7 protein-coding genes are annotated in these 6,606 nt (G+C 62.9%); 3 read left to right on the forward strand and 4 right to left on the reverse strand.

All coding sequences use genetic code 11. The features are described 5' to 3' along the window. Positions 1-290 precede the first annotated feature (290 nt). Positions 291-1,034 carry a 4-hydroxy-tetrahydrodipicolinate reductase gene (dapB, locus tag ACFCU0_RS00690; protein ID WP_434971728.1) on the forward strand — a complete coding sequence of 248 codons (744 nt, stop codon included), beginning with the start codon at positions 291-293 and terminating at the stop codon, positions 1,032-1,034. Between the two features lie 83 nt (positions 1,035-1,117). Then, positions 1,118-2,005, forward strand: coding sequence for a 4-hydroxy-tetrahydrodipicolinate synthase (gene dapA / locus ACFCU0_RS00695; RefSeq protein ID WP_434971729.1), 888 nt, complete (start codon positions 1,118-1,120; stop codon positions 2,003-2,005). 43 nt (positions 2,006-2,048) lie between these two features. On the opposite strand, the gene mreD is transcribed toward dapA, so the two are convergent. Together mreD and dacB are read right to left on the reverse strand one after the other, a co-directional pair. Further along, positions 2,049-2,513 carry a rod shape-determining protein MreD gene (mreD, locus tag ACFCU0_RS00700; RefSeq protein WP_434971730.1) on the reverse strand — a complete coding sequence of 155 codons (465 nt, stop codon included), beginning with the start codon at positions 2,511-2,513 and terminating at the stop codon, positions 2,049-2,051. Positions 2,514-2,568: 55 nt separating this feature from the next. After that, positions 2,569-4,137 carry a D-alanyl-D-alanine carboxypeptidase/D-alanyl-D-alanine endopeptidase gene (dacB, locus tag ACFCU0_RS00705; RefSeq protein ID WP_434971731.1) on the reverse strand — a complete coding sequence of 523 codons (1,569 nt, stop codon included), beginning with the start codon at positions 4,135-4,137 and terminating at the stop codon, positions 2,569-2,571. Between the two features lie 305 nt (positions 4,138-4,442). On the opposite strand from dacB, the gene ACFCU0_RS00710 reads away from it, so the two are divergent. After that, the gene (locus tag ACFCU0_RS00710; RefSeq protein WP_434971732.1) at positions 4,443-4,781 is read left to right on the forward strand and encodes a DUF3098 domain-containing protein; all 339 of its coding nucleotides are present in this window, start codon (positions 4,443-4,445) and stop codon (positions 4,779-4,781) included. A 171-nt stretch (positions 4,782-4,952) separates the two neighbouring features. Here ACFCU0_RS00710 and ndk read toward each other — a convergent pair whose 3' ends face one another. Both ndk and ACFCU0_RS00720 read right to left on the reverse strand, forming a co-directional pair. Next, on the reverse strand, positions 4,953-5,384 hold the full coding sequence (ndk, locus tag ACFCU0_RS00715) for a nucleoside-diphosphate kinase (RefSeq protein WP_434971733.1): 432 nt from the start codon (positions 5,382-5,384) through the stop codon (positions 4,953-4,955). Between the two features lie 142 nt (positions 5,385-5,526). Continuing rightward, positions 5,527-6,393 (reverse strand): DUF4097 family beta strand repeat-containing protein, encoded by an 867-nt coding sequence (locus ACFCU0_RS00720; RefSeq protein ID WP_434971734.1) that lies wholly within the window; start codon positions 6,391-6,393, stop codon positions 5,527-5,529. Positions 6,394-6,606 lie beyond the last annotated feature (213 nt).

Consider the following 6,606-nt stretch of genomic DNA (forward strand, 5'->3'; position numbering starts at 1 on the left):
ACGGGACAGTTGCCCGCGCCGCGGTTGCTGTTTCGAGGACGCTATACATGGCCGCGCACACCGCGTTCCATATGCGGGCGAAGATTTGCAGACTCTCCACGATGGTGTACGGGTGTCCTTCTGGGCAAGCCAGAAGAGTTTATGAGGCAGGACTGCCTCGATAGGCCAGCTTTCCGGCGTCCGTATCTACAACGTCGCCTGCCGGGACCCGGTTCGTGCTTTACACTGTCTCGCGCTGCCGGTAGACTATGGATGTTCATTCGTCTACATCCCTATCCGAACCGTGTGTCATGCGAATCGCCCTTGTAGGAACCGGGCAAATGGGACAGGCCGTGGAGGCGCTCGCCGAAACTCACGGACACGAGATTGCAGCCCGTTTCGACGCCGATCGCCCGCTGACCTCTGCCGCCCCGGAAGACGTTCGGGCGTCCATCGCGATCGATTTCTCCCTGCCGGGCGTTGCCCTTGATCACATCCGGTGGTATTGCCGGAACGGCGTCCCGGCGGTCGTCGGCACCACGGGCTGGTACGGCGGGCTGCCCCGCGTCCGCGAATGGGTCCACGAGCACGACGCATCACTCCTCTACGCGCCGAACTTTTCAATCGGTGTTGCCGTGCTACGACGCGCGGTGGCTTCAGTCGGCCCGTTGCTCGATCGACTGCCGGACTACGATGCGTTCGTGCACGAGATTCATCATACGAAGAAGGTGGACAGCCCGAGCGGTACGGCGCAGATGCTGGGCGAACTGCTCGTCGAACACCTGGATCGCAAGACGCACATCGACCCGGAAGCCCAGCACGATCGTATTGATCCGGAAGCGCTTCACGTCAGCTCGACGCGGACCGGTAGCGTGTACGGCGAGCACACGGTGGGATTCGACAGCCCGTACGACCGGATCTCGCTGGAGCACCGGGCCAAGAGCCGGCATGGCTTTGCGTTCGGTGCGCTCAAGGCCGCTGAATGGCTGGTCGGGCGCACGGGGCTCTTTACGCTCGAAGACGTGCTGGACGACTGGGTTGGCGATGCGGGGTGAGCCTGCGCGTCAGCTGCAGCGGCTGCCTGCAACGGCTGGCCCTTTACCATCCACGATTCTTTCTCAACGACCGGTAGTTGTACATGTCTGAGATGCTCTTTCGCGGCGTCGCTCCTGCCCTTGTCACTCCGTTCACGTCGTCCGACGAGGTCGACCTGGATGCCTTCGAACGGCTGATCGATGCCCAGATCGACGGTGGCGTCGCCGGCCTGGTGGTTCTCGGAACCACGGGCGAAAACCCGACCATCACACATGAGGAACGGCGCGCCCTGGTCGAGGCCAGCATCGAGAAGGCCGATGGCCGCGTGCCCGTGATAGTCGGGACCGGGACGAACGATACCCGAGAGAGCATCACGTTTTCGAAAGAGGCCGTGGCGGCAGGCGCCGACGGGCTGCTCGTGGTCGGTCCGTACTACAACAAGCCATCGCAGGAAGGCTTTTCAGCGCACGTGAAGGCGATCGCAACGGCCACGCAGGCGCCGATCATCCTGTACAATGTGCCGGGTCGGACGAGCTTCAATATACGCGCGGAGACAACGCTTTCACTGGCTCGATCCGTTGAGGAGGTCGTGGGCGTGAAGGAGGCCTCCGGGGATCTGGCTCAGATTTCCGACATCCTGGCGAATCGTCCCGATGGGTTCGCGGTGTACGCGGGGGACGATGAGATGTCGCTGCCCATCTGTACGCTCGGAGGGGACGGATGCGTTTCGGTCATCAGCAATGCCGAGCCGGATAGGTTCTGCTCGATGGTCGCGGCCTCGCTCGAGGGCGACCTGCAGGCCGCCCGGGAGCAGCACTTTGACTTGCTTCCAGCGATGCGGGCATGCTTTTTCGAAACCAACCCGGTGCCGGTCAAGGCTGTGCTGGCCGACGACGGCGTGATGACGCCGCACGTGCGGCTTCCGCTCGTCGCCCTGGACGAGGGAGACGACACCCACCAGCGCATCCTGGCGGCCTTTGGCAGGTCGTAGGCGGGTCCGGTCGGAGGCGTGCCCGGTCGGCGCCTGGACTACTTCAGGCGAAAAGCCGCAGCATCCCGGCCACGCAGGCGGTGTAGACCGCCGAGCCGAACCACAGGCCGAACACGAGGAAGTCGTTCGTCGCGTCCGTCTGAAGCGAAAGAAAGGCGATGAGCAGTCCGTTGTGGACGAGCGCTATGACCAGCCCGCCCAGGAATGCCTGGGTGGGCTGGATCGTGATCGAGTCCCGTTCGTCGACGGCGAAGAACCCGAGCAGAAAGCCGAGCAGCGTTTTAACGAAGGCGTGGACGCCCCACGTCCCGTAGATGGCGTCGAGCAGCAGTCCAAGGCCGAAGCCGGCGATCGCGCCCTGCCGACGCCCCGTTCGAAGGGCGAACCAGGCGACGAAGAGAAGGACGACGTCCGGGTACGCTCCCCAGAGCGTGAGGCGTCCGAGGACCAGCCATTGGGTAAGAAAGGTAGCGGCCCCGATCAGGAGGTGGCGGACGCGAGTGGGCACAGAGGAACGTCGAAAGAAGGGGGACGGAGGGCGAGGGCGGGGACGGGGCGCGCACTCAGCGCAGCGTCACGGCGCGAACCACGTCGTCGATCGTGCGGGTGATCTGGTAGGACGGGCCGGTGTAGTTGTTGGCGAAAATGGCAAACGCAATGGGCGTTCCGTCGGGCCGCAGGCCGTACCCGCTGAGCGCACGAACGTAGCGGAGGGAGCCCGTTTTTGCAAACACCGGCGCCCGGCGTAGACGGTGCTCGAGTGTGGTGTTGTTTTCGCCGCCGCCGGGAAGAGACGATCGAAACGCGTCGCGGGCGTCGTGCGAGTTCATATGGCGTAGCAGGTCGACCATGGCGCCCGGCGTGGCGAGGTCTTTTCGCGACAGCCCCGATCCGTCGTACACGCGGAAGAGATCGGTGTCGATGCCGGCACGGCGGAGGAAGGCGTTCGTCCGTCGAGACCCGCCTTTAGAGGAACCGCCCCATCCGTAGGTCCGAAAGACCTGCTCGGCGTAAAAGTTATTGCTCTGCTTGTTGATGATCGCTACGATCTCCGACAGCGGGGGCGACAGGTGCACGAAGAGGGCGTCGGCGCTCGGCAGTCGCGTGTCGAGGTCGTCCACGTCATGGACCGACAGATCTGTTTCGATGCCTTCGTCGCGAAGGTACGTGACGAAGGTGTTCAGTGCAAACGTGGTCGGGTTGCTGACGGGAACCGTGACCGTGCCGCGATAGGATCGGGCGACGGAGCCGGTCATGACGAGTTCGTTGCTGTCGAACAGCCGATCGACCTGCAGCGTGCTGCCACGCCAGCGGCGGCTCGTGAGCGATTCGTTCTGGAGGCGCACGGCGCCCTCGGGGCGGATGCGGACGTTGGGCCGGTATCCCGGACGTGAGGCCGCGATGCGCACGGAAACGACGTTGTCCTTGTATGCGATGCCGCCGGCGCTCGTCCCCATGTAGCGTCCGGCCTGCTTGGTAATGTAGTCGACGTCCCACCCTTCGGGGTAGGGGCGGTCGTCGAACCGGTTGTCATTGCCAATGAGTCGCCCTTCAATCCGCTCCACACCCATGTCGGCGAGCCGTCGGGCCCAGGCGCGCAGCGGATCCTCCCCGCGGATTTCGGTCGATCCGAACGTGGGGTCGCCCGAACCGTCGAGGATTAGGTCGCCGCGCATCGTGCTTCCTTCCGTTGTGCCGTCGAAACGGAGCTCCGTCTGGTAGCGATACGTAGGGCCGAGCGCTTCGAGGGCCGTGGCGGCCGTGATGATCTTCTGATTCGAGGCGGGGAGGAAGGCGCGGTCGGCGTTTCGCTCGTAGATCGGTTCGCCCGTCTCCAGGTTAATGACGGAAATCCCCCAGAAGGCGCGGTCGGCCTGCCATCGTTCGAGCAGCCGGTCGATTTCGGCGGTCAGGGCTGAAGACGGCGGTGCTGGAGGCGTCGGGGCTGGTGCCGCAGGGGCCGCAGCGCGGGTCGGGGAGGGCGCGGATCGGTCATCCGGCGCAACCGCCGACCGGAAGGTCGCACCGACGTTGCCGGCATCGGTCGCTGCGAAGAGAGCAACGGTTACGGCAACGAGGAGGAGAAGGACGCCGGCGGCGGAACGGCGGACCGATCGGGAGAGAAAGCGCATGAAGGGCAGAGTGTTGCAGCAAAAAGCGAAGACGATCGCAGAAGGGGAACGGACGAAGCAAGCCGTCGGAACCTTGGGTCACGGCTCTGGTTTCGGGCACCGTCGATAGCGGCCGAGGGACGGCCGGGGATGCGAGCCGGATCGGTTCATACAGGGACTGTACTTTTGTTCACGGTCGAACGATCCGACCGACGGAGCCGGACCCCGGTGTTGGCACGTTGCGGGTCCCTCGCCGCCAGGCCGTATTCATTTCCAGTGTTTGCCAGCAGGTGATCTACCTGCACTTATTCACTCAACCCAATCTCATGCCGAAGTCTCGCAAGCGCGGTCCTTCGTCTCCGCTCGTGTTCGAGAAGCGAAATTACGCGCTCCTCGGGATCGGGGTGGCGATGATCGCAATTGGTTTTGCCGTGATGCGCCTGGAGAATGAGTTCCTCGGGACCATCTCTCTTTACGTCGCGCCGCTTCTCATTCTGGGCGGTTATGCTGAGGTCATTTACGCGATCCTGTGGCGCAGCGACGAGTCGAAGGAGCAGATCCAGAAGGCGCGGGAGGAGATGGCAAAGGCCGAGCAGACCGCCGAGAAGGGAAAAGATCGCTCCGGGCGTCGACCCGCGACAACGCCGGTGAAAGGCACGGGCTAATCCTGGACGTCTCATCCGTGCCGACTCATCCCGACGCGGTCTGCAGCATGCCGAGAGCCGCGATACGGGGAAGACAAAGAAAAGCGTCCTGACGCGCTCCATTCATGCGGAGGCCGTCAAGGACGCTTTTTTAATGGGTCTGTAGCGGCAACCGGAGACCGCTGGGCCCGGTCAGGCCTTGTTGGCGACAATCTCGTGCTCGGGGAAGAAGTACCCGGCCTCTTTCTGACCGTTTTCTACGGAATCCGATCCGTGGACGATGTTTTCGCCGATAGAGTCTGCGAAATCGCTTCGGATCGTGCCATCGTCGGCTTCTTCCGGGTTGGTGGCGCCGATCAGCTCACGGAAGTCGGCAATTGCGTTCTCCTTTTCCAGAACGACGGGCACGCACGGACCGCTCGACATGAAGTCCGTGAGGTCGTCGAAAAACGGCTTGCCTTCATGCACGGCGTAGAAGCCTTCTGCTTCCGCTTTCGTCATGTTCACCATCTTGAGGGCACGAATGGCGAAACCGGCTTCCTGGATTCGGCGGAGGACTTCACCGATGAGGTCTTTACGGACACAGTCCGGTTTGAGGATGGCGAGCGTGCGTTCGTGGGCCATAATCTGTACAGATCGAAACGAGAAAGTGGGTTTGAGGCGGAGGCACAGTCACGTCCTAAACCTCCACTTCGTACGTACGGCTCGATCCGACCGTGTATGCATGGCGGCTGTGGGGCATTCGTGAATTTTGCAGCCTGCCTTGCTATCGCGTCTCGATCTGCAGTGACCCATCATGGGCGGACACGTAGATCTCGGGTCCGCCACCGTTGACGGTCGCCTCGATCTCACCGTCGTCCATGGACGTGAGAGCCATTTCCGGCTGCACGTCCACGTCGCCGTCTTCGCCGAGATCCGTGCGCAGGGTGAATGCGGCGTCGACCGGCAACGTCAGGCGAACGCGTGCATCGTGGCTATCAATTTCCACGGGGCCGTCGAGCGAGGCGAAGGACGCGTCGATCCGGGCGTCGTGTGTGTCGACGGTCAGGGGGCCACGAAGACCGGAGGCCGTCAGGTCACCATCATGCGAGTCGACCTCGACCGCGCCGTCGACATCCGTCAGGTCGATCGCGCCGTCATGTGTGTCTATGCGGACCGGACCTGCGAGACGGGCGAGTTGAATGGCGCCGTCATGGCTGTCGATCTCCACTTCGCCCTGTACGCCCTCGACCCGAATAGAGGAGCCGTGATCGTCGATTTCGACCGAGGCCCTGACCGGGACGCGGAGAGAGTAGTGTACCTCGGGAACCGATCGGCTGCCCCAGAATCCGCTCTTTTCGACGTTATCGAAATCGCTTTTGATTTCCACCTCGTCGTCGGAGGCATTCGTTTGAATGCGGGTGTCGTCCACGGTTTCCTGGTTTTCGTGTACGATGCGCGCCTCGTACTGCACCTCGCTTCGGTTCCATGCGGAGACGTTGATCTTACCGTCATGGTTTTCGACACGGACCGTGCCGTCGGGATCGAGTGGCATAGTGTCGGAAACCGTTCTATCGGCCGGTTGCGCCTGTGCGCCCACGGGCAGCGCGACGAGGAGGGACAACGCAATGACGAATCGAGAAACGATATGCATGGTCGGAGAGGTCAAAAAAGAGAGTAGGGTCCGCCGGGTAGGTCGATCGAGCCGATCATCTGGCCGGGGAAAAAACGTCGTCCCCTGTGCCGTCCACGCACACGGATCAGAGCGTGATGTCGTTACAGATGGCATTACAGGGACCATTTCGCGGGATCGTAGCCACGGCCGTCCATTGGACACTCACACCCGCGTTCTCCAACGCCCCAACGC

Source organism: Longibacter sp., assembly GCF_051155795.1.
GTDB lineage: Bacteria > Bacteroidota > Rhodothermia > Rhodothermales > Salinibacteraceae > Longibacter.